The organism is Polaribacter sp. IC066, from assembly GCF_007997085.1.
Classification (GTDB): domain Bacteria; phylum Bacteroidota; class Bacteroidia; order Flavobacteriales; family Flavobacteriaceae; genus Polaribacter.
This window is the reverse complement of record NZ_VORR01000046.1, coordinates 16,427-33,207: the sequence shown is the minus strand read 5'-3', so window position 1 is coordinate 33,207 and position 16,781 is coordinate 16,427. Positions and strand designations below refer to the sequence as shown.

The 16,781-nt window shown below is 31.8% G+C and carries 13 protein-coding genes; 8 read left to right on the top strand and 5 right to left on the bottom strand.

The window, feature by feature from the left end:
• Positions 1 to 597: 597 nt before the first annotated feature.
• Positions 598 to 1,821 (top strand): dipeptidase, encoded by a 1,224-nt coding sequence (locus ES044_RS14205; protein WP_223269219.1) that lies wholly within the window; start codon positions 598 to 600, stop codon positions 1,819 to 1,821.
• Positions 1,822 to 2,102: 281 nt separating this feature from the next.
• Here ES044_RS14205 and lipA read toward each other — a convergent pair whose 3' ends face one another.
• The 5 genes from lipA to ES044_RS14180 form a co-directional block, all read right to left on the bottom strand.
• Entirely contained in the window at positions 2,103 to 2,972 is an 870-nt protein-coding gene (gene lipA / locus ES044_RS14200) for a lipoyl synthase (RefSeq protein ID WP_147119996.1), read from the bottom strand.
• A 502-nt stretch (positions 2,973 to 3,474) separates the two neighbouring features.
• Positions 3,475 to 4,695, bottom strand: coding sequence for an NRAMP family divalent metal transporter (locus tag ES044_RS14195; RefSeq protein ID WP_147119995.1), 1,221 nt, complete (start codon positions 4,693 to 4,695; stop codon positions 3,475 to 3,477).
• A 2-nt stretch (positions 4,696 to 4,697) separates the two neighbouring features.
• A complete protein-coding gene (locus ES044_RS14190; RefSeq protein WP_147119994.1) occupies positions 4,698 to 5,261 on the bottom strand; it encodes an RNA polymerase sigma factor in 564 nt (187 codons plus the stop codon).
• The gene (locus tag ES044_RS14185) at positions 5,252 to 6,355 is read right to left on the bottom strand and encodes a glycosyltransferase (RefSeq protein ID WP_147119993.1); all 1,104 of its coding nucleotides are present in this window, start codon (positions 6,353 to 6,355) and stop codon (positions 5,252 to 5,254) included. Before ES044_RS14185 ends, ES044_RS14190 begins: the two co-directional genes overlap by 10 nt.
• Positions 6,356 to 6,370: 15 nt before the next feature.
• Entirely contained in the window at positions 6,371 to 6,574 is a 204-nt protein-coding gene (locus ES044_RS14180; protein ID WP_147119992.1) for a membrane or secreted protein, read from the bottom strand.
• A 340-nt stretch (positions 6,575 to 6,914) separates the two neighbouring features.
• Between ES044_RS14180 and ES044_RS14175 the strand changes: the two genes are divergently transcribed.
• The 7 genes from ES044_RS14175 (at position 6,915) to ES044_RS14145 (ending at position 16,778) form a co-directional block, all read left to right on the top strand.
• Entirely contained in the window at positions 6,915 to 7,499 is a 585-nt protein-coding gene (locus tag ES044_RS14175; RefSeq protein WP_147119991.1) for an RNA polymerase sigma factor, read from the top strand.
• 100 nt (positions 7,500 to 7,599) lie between these two features.
• Complete coding sequence (locus ES044_RS14170; RefSeq protein ID WP_147119990.1) at positions 7,600 to 8,661, top strand: FecR family protein; 1,062 nt, start codon at positions 7,600 to 7,602, stop codon at positions 8,659 to 8,661.
• Between the two features lie 108 nt (positions 8,662 to 8,769).
• Positions 8,770 to 12,057 carry a TonB-dependent receptor gene (locus ES044_RS14165; protein ID WP_223269218.1) on the top strand — a complete coding sequence of 1,096 codons (3,288 nt, stop codon included), beginning with the start codon at positions 8,770 to 8,772 and terminating at the stop codon, positions 12,055 to 12,057.
• 3 nt (positions 12,058 to 12,060) lie between these two features.
• Positions 12,061 to 13,386, top strand: a complete 1,326-nt coding sequence (locus ES044_RS14160) for a RagB/SusD family nutrient uptake outer membrane protein (RefSeq protein ID WP_147119989.1) — start codon at positions 12,061 to 12,063, stop codon at positions 13,384 to 13,386.
• Positions 13,387 to 13,413: 27 nt separating this feature from the next.
• On the top strand, positions 13,414 to 14,760 hold the full coding sequence (locus tag ES044_RS14155; protein WP_147187319.1) for a PKD domain-containing protein: 1,347 nt from the start codon (positions 13,414 to 13,416) through the stop codon (positions 14,758 to 14,760).
• Positions 14,761 to 14,767: 7 nt separating this feature from the next.
• Positions 14,768 to 15,901 (top strand): PKD domain-containing protein, encoded by a 1,134-nt coding sequence (locus ES044_RS14150; RefSeq protein ID WP_223269217.1) that lies wholly within the window; start codon positions 14,768 to 14,770, stop codon positions 15,899 to 15,901.
• 1 nt (position 15,902) lies between these two features.
• On the top strand, positions 15,903 to 16,778 hold the full coding sequence (locus ES044_RS14145) for a cyanophycinase (RefSeq protein WP_223269216.1): 876 nt from the start codon (positions 15,903 to 15,905) through the stop codon (positions 16,776 to 16,778).
• Positions 16,779 to 16,781: the final 3 nt, after the last annotated feature.

The window sequence follows — 16,781 nt, the reverse complement described above, 5'->3', positions numbered from 1 at the left end:
TTTGCAGTGTATTTAATAATACAATACAAATTTTGTAAGTTGGGGAATTTATAAATTGTACTAAATTTCGTCTAAAATTATATTTTAGGCGATTTTTTTTTGTTTCAGAAATATTGAAGTCTGCTGTCATCTGATTCCTAAATTATCGTAAAGCCACTTTTTCAGCTAAATAGGAACTTATCTTCGAGTAAAGCATTTAGCTAACTAAAAAACTTTGTTCATTCTAAAATTTTTTAAATTGTCACTTAATTTTAAGAATGCTTTTTAATTTTAGGATGATTTTACAAATCGGTAACGGTTAATGAGATCAATTCAACACCTTCTTTAAACGGCTAAACGAAAAAGTATTTATTGAATCTAATAAGGATTGTTTATTTGTCTTTGAATTAAAAACATTTTTAAAATTTTAAAAGTGAAAACTTTTATAAATAGTAGTAGATTTCGTCTAGAATTATATTTTAGATGATTTTTTTTTTGGTTTAAAGTGATTCAAGAATTGTTTAGTACCTTTAAACACGAACCAATTAATCATATTTTATGAAGTTTTTAAAAATTTTAACAATGCTATTTTTAGTAATATCCTGTAAAAAAGAAAAAATGAGCGAGAATAGATCAGATAAGGCTAAAGAAATTCACGAGCGCGTGATGACTGTAGATACGCACGTAGATATTAATGTGGCTAATTTTACAGATGCCGTTAATTACACACAGAAACTTACCAACCAAGTAAATCTTCCAAATATGGAAGCTGGAGGTTTAGATGTTGCCTTTTTTATTGTGTATACGGGGCAAGGAGATTTGAATGAGCAAGGATATGATAAAGCATATACAAATGCAATGAGTAAGTTTGATGCAATTCATAAACTAACAAAAGAAATTGCACCTAAAAGAATTGCTTTGGCAACAACTTCTGCTGAAGCTAGAAAAATCTATGCGTCAGGTAAAAAAGTTGCAATGATTGGTGTAGAAAATGCGTATCCTTTAGGAACCGATATTTCTAGGGTAAAGCAATTTTATGATTTAGGAGCAAGATATATGAGTCTTTCTCATAATGGTCATAGTCAGTTTTGTGATTCTAATACTGGCGAAAAAGAGGGTGTTTGGTTACATAACGGTGTAAGTGATTTGGGTAAGGAAGTCATTAAAGAAATGAATAAATGGGGAATGATGATTGATGTCTCTCATCCTTCAAAAGAAGCAATGAAAGATATGATCGAATTGTCTAAAGCCCCTATTATAGCTTCTCATTCATCTGCAAGAGCATTGTGCAATCATAGTAGAAATTTAGACGATGAGCAGTTAGGATGGCTAAAAGAGAATGGAGGCGTTGTGCAAACGGTGGCTTTTAGTTCTTATATCGATACAGAAAAAGATAAAAAGTATCAAGAAGCGCTAATTAAAAAAATTGAGGTTTTGGCTAAAGAGCAAAATTTAGAGCTAATTCCGAGAAATGATATTCGAAAATTAACAGGGAAGGCGCAAGACGATGCCATTGCGATCTATATGAAGCTCTCTAAAGAGGCAAAAAGTAGCGAAGACAATTCTTTGATAAATCCTGTAAATGTAGCAGATTTTGTAAATCATATCGATTATTTGGTCGGTAAAATAGGCATAGATCATGTTGGTATTAGTTCAGATTTTGACGGTGGTGGTGGCGTTGAAGGTTGGAATGATGCTTCTGAAACGTTAAATGTAACTATAGAGTTGGTTAAAAGAGGCTACACAGAGGCGCAGATAGCGCAACTTTGGAACGGAAATTTGTTAAGAGTTTTAGACGAGGTAGAGGTAGTTGCTCAAAAAATACAGGCAGCAAAAATGTAAATTTTTTAGTTGAAAAAAAGAAAACCATCTCGGCTAAGAAATGGTTTTAGAAATTAAATAATTCAACTAATAATTTACACAATAAAGAGGTTTACTACGTCTCTTCTTTCAAGTATTATCAAGCACTGTGCCAAAATTATATGTTTGATATTTATAACTTCAAAAGACACATTGTGTTTCAATTTAACTAAAAAAAAACGATTCTAAATTTAGAATCGTTTTTTTTTATTAGATAAAAATTTGATAATTTATTAAACTCAATGGTTCTTATTTTACCGCTTTTATTTAGCGTGCTTATGCGCCTTATAAGAAGAACGCACTAAAGGGCCACTTTCTACATACATAAAGCCCATTTCTAAACCAATAGTTTCGTATTTTTTAAATTGCTCTGGTGTAACAAACTCTTTTAAAGGCAAATGTTTTTTAGTTGGTTGTAAATATTGACCAATGGTTAAAACATCTAAACCAACACCTTGCAAGTCTCTCATGGTTTGTATTACTTCTTCTTCAGTTTCACCTAAACCCAGCATTAGACCTGTTTTAGAACGCATTCCGTTATCTTTTAGGTATTTTAAAACCCCTAAACTTCTGTCGTATTTTGCTTGAATTCTAACTTCACGTGTTAATCTTCTTACAGTTTCCATATTATGAGAAACCACTTCGGGATGCACTTCTATAATACGATCTATTTGATTAGTGTTTCCTTGAAAATCAGGAATTAAAGTTTCTAAAGTTGTATTCGGATTTGATCTTCTGATCGCATCAACAGTTTCTGCCCAAATAATAGAGCCACCATCTTTTAAATCATCTCTATCTACAGAGGTAATTACGGCGTGTTTAATGCCCATAATTTTTATAGAACGTGCAACTTTTTCAGGTTCATCCCATTCTACAGTTTCTGGTCTTCCGGTTTTAACACCACAAAATCCGCAAGATCGTGTGCAAACATTCCCTAAAATCATAAAGGTTGCGGTTCCTTCGCCCCAACACTCGCCCATGTTTGGGCAACTTCCACTTGCACAAATGGTGTTTAATTTATATTTATCAACAAGACCTCTTAATTCATTGTATTTCTTACCAACGGGTAGCTTTACACGCAACCATTTCGGTTTTTTTGGTCTTTCAGGTAGTACTGCAGTTTCTATCGCCATTGTATTTTTATTTGAATTGCAAATTTACAAAGAATTTAGAGAAAGATAATTGTTACGAAGTATAGAATTCGGTAATTTTAAAGGTTTCCAAATAAAGACGATTTAAATTTATTGTATTCAAAAATAGCAGCTTGAAAATATGATATGAAATTATACTAGTCGTATAAAAGATTCAAAATTGCTCCGTTTTTAGAATCAATATGTTTATCGGCAGAGAGAACCAAGACTTGATTCTAACTATCTGACAAACACACATAATTTAAACGGTCTATGTTATCCTTATCAAATTACTTTCAAAAAGTAAGGTGTCATTTAATAAAATTAGTAGGATTCTTTATTTTAGCAGGGTTTTATCAAAACTAAAAATAGTTTTAATCGGACACTAATGGTATGAAATATCAAAAAAAATAGTTATTTTCTCAATTTGTTTTGATTTGCACAATCAGTTTTGGATTGTATCGCATAAAAATTCAAGTATTTTTTTTTAGGTTTACAAAATATGCTATAAATTAAATAAAAACCAAGTACTAAATCCTAGTAAAAAAATAATACCAACAATACTTAAAACTTTCGTAAATAATTTTGGTTGATGTTCTTTAGGAGTATGTTTACCAGTAATTAAAACATAATTTAAAATGGCGTAAAAAGGTGCTGTTAAAAAGGATAAGATTGTTGCTATTTTTATCAAACTACCCATATCTGCTAAATAAAATTGAAGAATTATAAAAGTACCAGCAAATAGAAAAAGGATCCAAAACCAATATCCGAATTTAAATTCCTTATCAAATAGTAATTTAGAGCTTCTATCCATGGCTCTTGGTGATGCATCTAGCGTTGTAATTGTAGTGCTAAACATCGTTGTAAAAGCAGCAGCAGCAATTAAAATATAAGAATAATCGCCCAAGTTTTTGGTGTACAGCGTAATTAATTGTGCTGCAAAAGCGCCTCCTTTATCAGAAAAAGTTTCTCCAGATTTATACATCACCAAAGCTCCTAAAAGTACAAAGCAAATTCCCAAAATTAAAGTGCCGATATACCCAACATTAAAATCGAAAATAGCATTTTTCGGAGTTATTTTGGTGAGTGTGTTTTTACTTTTTTCAACAGACCAAATAGAGTGCCAAATAGAAATATCTAAAGGTGCTGGCATCCAACCTAAAAATGCAATTAAAAAAGTGATTTCAACGGTGCCCGATGGTATAATCTGACTTACATCAAAGGCTTCTTTAGAGCTAAATAAGGCCATTGAAACCGCTGTAATTGTGCTAATTGTTAAGATAATGATGATATATTTCATCAAATTATCTAACAATTTATATTTACCAATTAAAAGAATTAAAATGCTAATAATTAATAAGATAACAGACCATAGAACAAGGTTGCTTGTCATTCCGAATAACTGCGATGCCAAACCAGCAGTAACCATTGTAACAGCGGCTTGTATGGTAAACATTGTTCCGAAATTCAAGATATAATAGGTAGCTAAAACTCCTTTTCCTAGTTTTTTATAGCCATCTAATAAAGTTTCACCTGTTGCAGCTGCGTATCGCGGTCCGAATTGAAAAAAAGGATATTTAAAAATATGTACCAATAATAAAGCCCAAAGTAAGCCAAAACCAAACTCTGCACCTGCTTTTGTAGATTGTACCAAATGAGATACACCTATTGCCGCGCCTGCAAATAATAAACCGGGTCCTAAAGATTGTAAGAATGATTTTTTCATTGTTAAGTCTTCTTAATAATAGCTGCTAACAATTTTTTAGCACGTAATAATTTTACTTTTACGTTGTTCATAGGTTCATTAATTTGAGCAGAAATTTCTTTATAACTCAATTCTTGAAAATAGCGTAATTGTATAACTTCTTGGTATTTAGGTTTTAGTTGTTTTATATCTCTTAACAACTTGGCTAAATTTTGTTCTCTTATTATTTTATCTTCTGGCGTCGGATTTTCATCAACCACCATATATACTTTTTCTTCTTGTTCTTTAGTGGTTTCTATAAAAATTGATGTTTTTTTCTTGCGTAGTAAATCGATATGTACATTTTTAGAAATGGCTATTAACCAAGTTTTAAAGACATATTGATCATCAAACGTGTGTATTTTATCAAAGGCTTTCGAGAATGTTTGAATGGCAATATCTTCTGCCTCATTTTCATTTTTTGTCCTTTTTAGTTGATAGTTATAAACAGCACTCCAAAATGTATCTAACAAAAAACGAAATGCAGCTTGGTTGCCTTCTTTGGCTTTTAAAATATTTAGTTCAATTTTAGTGTTGTTTATTTCCAATGATTTGGTTTTGAAATCAAATTGGCACTAAATATACTAATTTGAATCAATAGTAGTGCAATTTCTAAAAAAGGTAAGAAAAATAATAGTTGCGTTTCTTGTAGCTTTTTTGCAGAAAAACCAATGACTAGATATTGAACTAGCACATAGACGCCAACAAAAGCCCCTATTATGTTATAGGGATAAAAGAAAAATAATACAGCAGCCAAAATATAAAAAAGTGTTTTCGAGAAAATAAAAAGACCCAATAAAAAACGATGTTTAAATTTGTAGTGCTCTCTTAAAGAATTTGTAATTCTTACATCTTGAAACCATTCTTTAAAAGATGTTTGAGCATCTGTTTCTGTAAAACTAGCTTCCGCAATCGTAAATGTTATATTTTTTTTTGTGGCAGCATCTCTGATAAATAAATCATCTTCGCCATTTTTTATTTTTAGATGATTGATGAATCCATTTACCTTAAAAAAATCTGCTTTTGTGTATGCTAAATTATTACTAAATGCTAGAAAAGGAGTTCCTGTTTTTGCAAAAGAAAAGCATTTAAGTGCTTTTAGTAAATTATGAAACCGAATTAACAGATTGGTAAATGATTTTTCTCTTTTAATTTTTGTGTAGGCTAATACAATGGTTCTTTTAAAGGTAAATTTAGAACTCATTTGAGCAATCCAGGTTTTAGAAAGAGGTTTAGAAGTAGCATTTGTAAATAATAAATGATCGTGTTTCGCTGCTTTTATGCCCAGTGTTAAGGCATATTTTTTATTATTCCAAAAGGCTTCATTATTTTCTACAGAAACAATTTTAATGTTTTCGTGTTTTTTTTGAAAAGCCTTCATGGTGTCTATAGAATCATCTGAAGAGGCATTGTTTATTAAAACAATTTCGAATATTGGGTATTCTTGGTCTATAATAAAAGGCAGGTAGTCTTCTAATTCAGAAGTATTATTTTTTGAATACACAATAACAGATACCGGAACGTGTTCCGTTTTTGCGTCTTTTTTCTTTTGTTTAAAAAGAAATGTAGAAAAAAGGAGATAATAGATGATTTGGATTGCTGTACATGCTACGAAAGAGTAGAAAACTACAGTTAAAATCATCGTGCAGAAATAAGATTAATTATGTTGAGGTTCTGCACAAGTATCAAACTCTTCTGCTGGTTTTCCACAAAAACCACAAGCTTCGCCATTTTTATTTAACATTGGGTTCTGGCTTGCGCAAGTTCCTGCAAATTCGCCGTCTTTCTTTGCCCAAAGTTTAATGGCAATTCCTGCAACACCGAGTGCTAATAATCCGATAGTAAGTAGTATTAATTTCATAATATTTGATTATCGCACAAAGGTACAAATAATGAAATTTATAAAGATAAAATATGAAAAAACTTATTATTTTGATATGCTATTTCAATTATTTTTTTTGCTAAAATCATAATAGAAATTAAAAATATCTGTTTTAAATATAGATATTGTTTCAATTCGCTGTGTTTTATTTAGCAATCTGGCATAAAAAAGAATAAATAATACAGTATTCATAATTTTTTAAAGGTATTACGAAATTTAATGAGTTCATTTCTATTGTTGTCATACTTTTAATTTTCATTACAAACAACAAGAAAGCCTAATTTGGGTGTTCATAATAAATTAAACGGTCTCCATTCTTTTGAAAAACTTTAAAACTACAGATACTAATTTATGGGCAAAGCTAAAAAATGGAGATTTAGAGGCTGTTGGCTCTTTGTATGATATGTATATTGATGATTTGTTTGTGTATGGTGTTCAGTTTACTTCGGATAAAAGTAGGGTGATGGACTGTATTCATGATCTTTTTTTGAATTTGTATAAATACCGTAAAAAGTTATCAGAAACACAGAATGTGAAATATTATTTAATGAGATCGTTAAAGAATGAAATTTTAAAAAGTACAAAAACAAACATACTTTTAAATTCGACTTCTTTAGATGAAAAAAAAGAAAGCAAACATTTTGATGCCTCTTTTGAAGAACATTTAATTGAAGATGAAATTTTAAACGATAAAGTGTTTAAACTGCAAAACGCTTTAAAATTATTAACACCAAAACAACGTCATATTTTATTGTTAAGATACAATCAAGATAAAGAATACGACGAAATTGCTTCAATTTTAGAGGTGTCTGTAGAAACTTCAAGAACTTTAATTTACAGAGCTATTAAGAAGTTAAGAAAGGCCCTTTTAACGTTAATTTTAGTTTTTTTTAACTTTTTTTAAGAAAAACTGTCTATGTAACTACGCTTTATCTCTTATTAGTATAGTAGGCAAGTGCAATTAAGTATCTATTGTAGATAGAAAGGCATTTAAAATTAGCTATATGACAGGGAAATCAAAGAATAATATCAATTTTAATACGATTACAGAGCATGAAAAGTTTGTGTTAAAAAATAAACTTACACATTCAATACACGCTTATATTCATCAAAACAAAAGATACAGGTATTCTTTTATTGCAGCCGCTGCTTCTGTAGCAATTCTTTTTTCTGTAGTTCTTTACAATCAAAACAACACAGTATACTCTCCAATAGAAAAATTTGCAAAAACAATTCAAAATGTAAAACCAACAAACGAGGTTGCTCTTATTTTAAGTGATCAAAAAAATGTAGAAATTACAGTAGCAGATTCCACCATTGTTTATTCTAATTCAGGAAGCAATATAGCGATTGGTGCTTCTAAAACAATTAAGCAAGAAACAATTCTTGAAGAAGAAATCGCTTTTAATACGCTACTTGTACCTTATGGTAAGCGAAAAAAAATTGTGTTATCAGACGGCACAAAAGTTTGGTTAAATTCGGGCTCTAAATTAGTGTTTCCTGTTTCTTTTAAGGGTGATAAAAGAGAAGTTTTTTTAGAGGGAGAGGCAATTTTTGAAGTTGCACATAATTCAGAAAAACCATTTTTTGTAAAAGCTACTAATTATAATATTAAAGTTTTAGGAACTGTTTTTAGCGTAAGTAATTATACAGAGGATAAGGATATAGAAACTGTTTTAGAAAGCGGAAGTGTGCAGATAAATTATAAAAATAATGATTTGTTTAGTACAACGAACAGTTTAGAAATTGTTCCCGGAAATTTAGCAACGTATAGCAAAGAGAATAACAGTTTGGAGGTGAAAACAGTTGACACAGAAAAATATTTTGCGTGGCGAGATGGCATTTTTATCTTTAGGAATGATTCTTTAGCGGCTATTATGAAAAAGTTATCTAGATATTATGATTATCGAATTATTATAAAAGACAAAAAATTAGCGGAGCATACATTCTCTGGATATTTAGATGTAAATGAAGATATAAACTATGTGATGAAAACAATCATGGCCGCGGAAAACTCTTTATTTGAGTATAAAATTACAACCGACAAAAAAATAATTATTAACTAAATTTAAAACCTATCGAACTAAACAAAAAGAAAAGGAGATGCACCAACATCTCCTAAAAATTAATATCAACTGAAACAAAACAGTAATACTAATCACTAAAACAAAATTATGAATAAAAATAAGAACTATTTTCCTCCCGGAAATGTATATTCTTTAAAATACTTTTTGGTATCTATTATGAGAGTTTTTTTACTATTAATAACAATTGGTTTAAGTTCCGCTTTTGCAAATACTTCTAAAGCGCAAACTAAAATAGATATTTCTGTAACCAATGCAAGTTTAGAAGAAGTTTTTAAACAGATTCAAAGCAAAAGTAAATTCGTTTTCTTTTATAAAGATGATATTATTAAATACAATATTTCTTTAAATTTAAAAGAGGCATCGATTACCCAAGTTTTAGATGTAGCTTTTAAAAACACTAATTTAATGTATAAGTTTAACGACAGGCAAGTGGTTGTTACTCAAAAAATGTTACCGAAATCATCAAAAGAAAGGGCACAACAGTCAAAAATAAAAGGGAAAATTTTAGATGAATATGGCGCACCTTTGCCGGGTGCAAGTATTAGTGCAAAAAACTCATTTACAGGAACTACTTCAGATATCAATGGGGAGTTTAATGTAACGGTTTCTGCGAATACAAAAATTTTAATAATTTCTTATATTGGGTACATCACCCAAAATATAAATATTGAGGGTAAAACTGAAATCGAAGTTCAAATGAAATCAGATATCAGTGCTTTAGGAGAAATTGTTATTATCGGCTATGGTACAGCACAAAAAGAATTAATTAGTGATGCAATTTCTACAGTTTCATCAAAACAAATAAAAGATTTACCAGTTCCTTCGGTTGATGGCTTGTTGCAAGGGCAAGCAGCAGGTGTCCAAGTTACACAGAATTCTGGAACGCCAGGTGGAGAAATGTCTGTTAGAATTCGTGGTTTGAGTTCCATTAGTGGTTCAAATCAACCTTTATATATTATCGACGGAATTCCTGTAACAACTGGAAATTTTGCTCAAATTGGGTATTCTGGCCAGGGTTCTAGTGCACTTTCAGATATCAATCCGGCAGATATTGAATCGATCAGTATTCTAAAAGATGCTTCTGCTACAGCAATTTATGGAGCAAGAGGCTCTAACGGAATTGTTTTAATTACGACAAAAAGAGGTAAAGCGCAAGAATCTGTAGTTAGTGTTAACGTTAATTCTGGTATGCAACAAGCATGGAATACGCTTGATATGTTAAACGCAAGGGAATGGATGGAATACCGAAACGATTTAACCGGTACAAATGCTTTTTCGCAACAGGATATGAATACTATTTCTGTGGATACAGATTGGCAAAATGTAATTTTTAGAACCGCACCAATTACGAGTTACGAGGTTTCTGCAAGGGGTGGTTCTGAAAAAACACAATTTTTTATCAGTGGTAATTTGCTAGACCAAGAAGGAATTTTAATTGGCACAGATTACACCAGAGCAAATGGTAGAATAAATATAGATCATGAAATTTCTAATCGCTTAAAAATCGGAGCAAGTATTGGTTTAACATTTTCTAAAACCAATCGTGTTGAAGGAGATCAAACTTTGCAAGGGCCTTTGCCAAACGGAATTTCTACACCCGCTATTTTTCCTGTTTTAAATGACGATGGGAGCTACAATCAAAACGGACCTTATTCAAATGCAGTTTCGATAGCAAATGAAGCGATTAATGAGAATTTTTCTTACAGAACAAATTCAAACGTATATGCAGATTATAAAATTTCTGAAGACCTTACATTTTCTTCTAAATGGGGCGTTGATTTTTTAAATTTTAGAGAGCATGCCTATGAATCTACAAGGACAGAGCAAGGTGCAAAATTTAACGGATTGGGCTTTGAAACCTACAGCAATGTGCTAAATATCGTTTCTAATAATTTATTAAAATTTAAAAAACGTTTTAAGAAGCATAAGATTGATGTTTTAGTGGGTTACACTTTCGAGAAATATCAGAGACGTTCTTCATTTATTCGTGGTCAGGATTTTGCTGATGATGATTTAGAATATATTAATTCAGCGGCAACAATTGTCTCTGCAAGTGCAAGTGCCTCTGATGCAGGAATTCGTTCTTATTTATCGAGAGTAAATTATAATTTTGATAATAAGTATATTTTTACAGCATCTGGTCGTTTTGATACTTCTACAAAATTTGGAGAAAATAACAGAACAGGGTTTTTTCCTGCAGCTTCTGTAGCTTGGAGAGTTACCGAAGAAGAATTTATGAAAAATGTAAAAGCCGTTTCTGATTTAAAATTTAGAGTAAGTTATGGTTTAACGGGGAATGATGATATCAGTCCGTTTTTATTTTCAGAATTATACGGCAATAGTTCTTATGGCGGTCAGCCAGCTATTTTTCCTAGTAATATTCCAAACCCAGATTTAAAGTGGGAAAGCACCGCACAATTAAATATTGGTATTAATTTAGGCTTGTTTGATGATAGGGTTACCGTAACAGCAGATTATTATAACAAGCAAACCAACGATTTATTATTAGGCAGACCTTTACCAAACAGTTCTGGTTTTTCTTCAATTACTCAAAATGTAGGGAAAATTGAAAATAAAGGAATTGAACTTTCAATTTCATCTCAAAATATTATCAATAATAATTTTTCTTGGAACACACAATTCAATATTTCTGGAAACCGAAATAAAGTATTAGAACTTTATAACAATCAACCAATTGATGATATTGGTAGAGGTGGAAATAGAATTATGGAAGGGCAGCCTATCGGTATTTTTTACAGCTACGAATCTTTAGGCGTAGATCCGTCTACTGGAGATATCGTGTATGCAGATATCAATTTTGACGGAGAAATTACTTCAGATGATAGAACTATTGTAGGAAATCCTCATCCAGATTTTATTGGAGGGTTGACCAACAATTTCTCTTACAAAAATTTCGATGCAAGTATCTTTTTACAAGGTTCTTACGGTAATGATGTATTTCATGGCTCGCGTCTTTTTCTAGAATCTTTACAAGGTGGCGATAATCAAATAGCGGCTGTAACTAGAAGATGGAGACAGCCTGGAGATATTACAGACATTCCAAGAGCAACAACAGATCCTGTTGCGTCTGTTCAAAACAAAAGGGTTTCATCAAGATTTATAGAAGACGGTTCTTATTTAAGAATTAAAAACGTAACGATTGGTTACACGCTTGATGGAACTAAATTTAAAAAGGAAAGATTCGCTAGTTTACGCATGTATGTAAGCATGCAAAATCTATTCACTTTTACAAATTACACAGGTCTCGATCCTGAAGTAAATTACAGAGGGGATAGTAATTCAGTGATTGGTACAGACTTTTTTACCTATCCGCAGGCAAGAACATTCACGTTAGGCGTTAACTTAAAACTATAAAAGATGAAAAAGATATTTTTAATAACAATTTTATTAAGCACGGTATTTTCTTGTGATGTTTTAGATGTAGAACCAGAAAATTCTATCGCTGCAAGTGAAGCTTTTAAAACAAAAAATGACATCGATAAAGGTATTTTAGGCGCGTATGCCTCTTTTCAAAGTTTAAGCTATTACGGCAGAACTTTTTACCTTTTTGCTGATTTAGCTGCGGATAATCTTTCACATCCTTTGGCAGCAACAGCAACGGTATATGCAGAGGTGAATAACAATAATATTCTTCCAGAAAATGGTTCTGTTAGCGGTATTTGGTCTTTGGCTTATGATGGGATTAATGTAGCAAATAATATCATACAAAAAGTGCCTACAATTTCTGGAATGACAACAGAAGAGCAAAACAAAGCGTTGGCAGAGTTGTATTTTATACGAGCTTTAAATCACTTTAACTTACTAAATTATTTTGGTGGAGTTCCTATAAAAGTTTTACCAACGGTTGGTGTAGATAATTTAGACGCGCCAAGAAATACGGTAGATGAGGTGTTTGCTCAAATCATAACGGATTTAACTTTTGCAGCAGATAATTTAACCACTTCTAGCAATAAAACAAGAGCTTCTCAATATGCAGCAAAAGCATTGTTGGCAAGAGTTTATTTGTATCAAAAGGATTATCCAAAGGCTATCGAAATGGCTTCAGAAGTTATTAATAATGGCAATTACGCCTTGTTGAATAATTACAGAGATATTTTTGATGACGAAACTTCTGAATCTATTTTCGAGATATTTTTCTCTCAATTAGAGAGAAATAGAATTGCAGAATACAATTTTCCTAGATCTTTAAACGGAAGAAGAGAAGTAGAACCTTCCACAGATTTATTAGCATCTTATCAATCTGGTGATGCTCGTTTTAATGCAAGTTTAGCGTTTGATGGTACAAGTGCCTATTCTATTAAGTATGATGATTTAAGCATCGGTGCAGACAATGTAATTGTATTAAGGTTGGCAGATATGTATTTAATTAGAGCAGAAGCAGCAGCAAATTTACCCTCGCCAAATGTGCAAGCGGTGAGAGATGATATAAACTTAATTAGAAATAGAGCGAATCTAGCAGCTACTTCAGAAACATCAGTTTCGAGGTTATTATTAATTATTGAAAATGAAAGACGTTTCGAATTTGCTTTTGAAGGCCACAGATGGTTTGATTTGGTAAGAACAAATCGTGCAATTAGCGTTTTGCCAAACGTAAAAAATGCTAATCAAATGCTTTTTCCAATTCCGTTAGATGAAATTCAAACAAACAATGATCCAGCAATGGTTCAGAATCCAGGATACTAAAAAATTAAAAAACTAAAGACATAAAATATGAAAACTAAATTTTATAAATACATCGTTTTGGCTTGTATTTCTCTTACACTATTTTCTTGTAATGAAGAGGAAGCTTTACCACCACAATCGCAAGCAGAGTTTACTACAAATGCAACAACGGTGGCAATAAATGAATCGATTCAATTTACGAATAATTCACAAAATGCTACTGCTTATAAGTGGAGTTTTGGTGACGGTACCACTTCAAAGCAAGTATCACCTAAAAAATCATACAGCGAAAGTGGTCGATTTTTAGTGAGTTTAGTCTCGACAGGCTCTGGAGGTTCTACCATTTCTAATGCAGAAATTACAGTAACATCAGCAAGTTCATTTACAGTAGAAAATGAAGACGCTTTGCAAGCAAAAGTGCTCATTCAATTTACAAGTACTTCTTTAGGTGCAGATACGTTTACTTGGTCTTTTGGTGATGCAGCAAATTCTACGTCTACAACCGAAAATCCTACGTTTTCTTATGAAACGGCGGGAACGTACACCATAACATTAATAACAAGCAATGCAAATGGCGATAACACATCTACAAAAGAGATCATAGTTGCAGAAGCGCCACCAACTCCTGGAGAGCTCTATTATATTGCTATTGGTGATGATTTGATTAAAAAGTTAGATTTAGGTGCTGCAGGAACTACAACCGATATTTTAGATATTGCTGGCAAAGGTGGTGTTGGTATGGCGTATGATAATGTAAATAGCAAAATTTATTTTAGTGATTTTGATACCTATCCTTTTGGAAACATTTGGAGAATGGATAGAGATGGTGCTAATTTAGAAAACATAGCAAGTAATATTGGAGATCCTTATGCGATAGCTTTAGATGTTGCGGGTAATAAAATATTTTGGGTAGATGATGATGCAAATGTTTCTAAAGCAAATTTAGATGGTTCTAATCCAGAAATTGGATTTTTAACAGTGGTAGGAGCACAATGGAGAGCAATTTCTTTGGATGTTGAAAACAATAAAATGTATGTATATGATGTAAACGCAGAAAATTTATATCAAGCAGATTTAGATGGTTCAAATGCTTCAATTATTGTTGCTGGTGTTTATGGATATGCAATTTTGGTAGATACTGTAAATGATAAAATTTATTTTGATGATCAAAATTCTGATGAATTAAAAGTAGCCAATTTAGACGGATCGAATATGCAAACGGTAAACACAAACGGAACTAGAATTTATGGAATGCAAATTGATCATGAAGTAAATAAATTGTATTGGTCTGGCAGAGATTCTGGCGAATTATACCGTGCAGATTTAGACGGTGCTAATCTAGAAGTTTTACAAACAGGAATTGCAAGTCCTAGAGGAATTGCTTTCATTAAATAAAATCAATATGAAAAAAATATATGTAATACTATCCGTTATTTGTATCGGTATGTTGTTTCATTCTTGTGATGATAATGATTTTCCTGTACCACCGGCAAGCACAGTTCCGTTATTCGATTTTACAGTCGATAATGAAGATTTAGCACCAGCAAACGTAACATTTACAAACAATTCTATTGTGCCAGCAAATGTTGGCGATGCTACTTTTTATTGGAATTTTGGAGATAACACATCATCCAAAGAAAGAAGCCCAGTGCATTTATATACAAATCCTGGTGCTTATAACGTGAATTTAGTTGTTGAAACCTCTACTTCGTTAGAAATAAAAGAAATAACAAAAACGATTGTGATTAAAGATCCTAGTGCTTCGGGAACTGCTATTTATTTTACAGATGGTTCTCAACTGTTTCAAGGATTAATAAATGATCAGCAACCAATTTTTTCAATGGTAGCGGGCGTAATTTCGCAATCTGCATACAATATGGTGTTAGATTCTGTGAATAAAAAAATCTATATAAGTGACGCGGGTACAGATAAAATTTATAAAGTAAATTTAGATGGCAGTAACTTTGAAGATTTTAGAACGGGCGTAGATAGTCCAATCGGAATTGATATTGATTATCAAGAAAATGAAATCTATTGGACAACAGGTTCTGGCGTTCAAAAAGCAGATGTATCAAATTCGGATGTTACACAAATGGAAGATTTTGTAACTGGGCAATCTAATGATCCAGACGGACTTTCTATTGACGCCATAAATCGTACATTATATTGGGTAAATTATAATGGAGATATTGGGGTGAAAAATTTGGATGGAACCGGAGAAGCTATCTTAATTCCTGCTATTGAAGGCGGAACGATTAAAGTAATTAAAGACCGTATTTATTATGATGAATATTTTGGTTCTGGAGACATCAGAATAAAGTCTGCTGCTCTAGATGGTACAAATGTGACCACAATTGCAACGGGAATTGGCAGAGTTGTATACGGAATTGGTTATGACCCAGATGAAGATAAAATTTATTGGGGAGACAGAAGCACAGACGTTTTAATGCGTGCAAATTTAGATGGTTCTAATCCCGAAGCTTGGTTTACTTCAACAGGCGATACAAGAGGAATTGTAATTGGTCAAAAACAATAAAATGTTAAAAAAAGAAACCTTTATATTTTTAAGCTTCGTTGTTGCATTTCAATTTTTCACATCTTGTAATGCGCCCAAAAAGCAAGAACAAAAGCAAGAACAAGAATCAAAAGGAAAACTATTTATCATAGGCGGAGGTTCAAGACCTTCGGCTATGATTGATAGAATTATTTCTGAATCTGGAATTGATAAAACAGGATATGGTATAATTTTACCAATGTCTAGTAGCGAGCCAGATACTTCTGCATATTATGCGAAAAAGCAATTTTTAATTAAGAATATTGCAAATGTGCATGCATTGCATTTTATAAAAGGCGAAAAATTTTCTTCGGATAAAATTGATTCTCTTAAGAACGCAAGCATGATTTATATTTCTGGCGGCGATCAAAATCGATTTATGGAGGTTGTTCAAAATACCGAAATAGAAAAAGCCATTCACGAAGCCTATAAAAACGGAAGTTTAATTGCAGGAACAAGTGCTGGTGCTGCCGTAATGAGTAAAATGATGATTACAGGAACAGAATTAAAAAACCTTGAGTATTCATCAACATTTAGAAATTTACAATCAGAAAATATCGAAATTAAATCAGGTTTAGGCATGATTGATAATGTTATAATTGACCAACATTTTGTAAAAAGAAGTCGTTATAACAGATTGTTAAGTGCTGTTATTGAGCATCCAGAAACAACAGGAATTGGTATTGACGAATCTACGGCAATTTTAATACAAGGAAATAACGCTGAAATTGTTGGCGAATACCAAGTAATTGTATTTAAAAACCCGAAGAAATCGAAAAACTTGTATCAAGATAAATTAGGCGCGCATGGCATCACTTTAGATATTTATCTTGCAGGAGAAACTTTTACACTAAACTAAAAA